The sequence below is a fragment of the Kocuria sp. CPCC 205260 genome, assembly GCF_040981045.1.
Classification (GTDB): Bacteria; Actinomycetota; Actinomycetes; order Actinomycetales; family Micrococcaceae; genus Kocuria; species Kocuria palustris.
Genome location: NZ_JAVKPT010000124.1, coordinates 1 through 506, shown reverse-complemented (window position 1 = coordinate 506; position 506 = coordinate 1). Strand labels below are relative to the sequence as shown.

Sequence of the window (506 nt, the reverse complement as noted above, 5' to 3'; positions counted from 1 at the left end):
AGGTGCGCGACCTGGACGCGCTCGAGGCGGCGGCCGCGCGGTAGCCGGCGCAGCGGCGTCGTCGACCCGTGACGAATGCGCCCGTACGGCGGGTGATGCCGGGTCGTCGCGGGGCGGCCGTGCTCAGCCGAGGACCAGGGTCGCCGCGCCGCGCAACAGGACGACGACGCCGCCCGCGGCCGCGAGCGCCATGGCCAGTTTCTGCGCGGTCGCCTTGGTGAGGTGGCGAGACAGCCAGGTCCCCACCGCGATCCCGGCCAGGACCGCGAGCACGAGCGCGCCCACGGCCGCGAGCGCGGGGACGGGCAGGGCGAAGTGCACCCCGGCCGCGAGTTTGGAGACCACCGACAAGGCCCCCATGGACATGAACACGGGCTGCATCGTGGCCGCGAACCGGTGTTGGTCCCAGCGGGTCACGCGCGAGTAGATCACCATGGCGGGGGCCGCCACACCCGCGGTGGAGTTGAAGAATCCCCCGATCACCCCGGCCGGGACCATGGCCTTGC

Annotated in this window: 1 pseudogene; it reads right to left on the bottom strand. The window is 74.1% G+C overall.

Going from position 1 to position 506, the window contains the following annotated elements:
* Nucleotides 1–123: 123 nt before the first annotated feature.
* Nucleotides 124–506: pseudogene (locus tag RF645_RS13525) on the bottom strand (sulfite exporter TauE/SafE family protein); the annotation flags it as partial.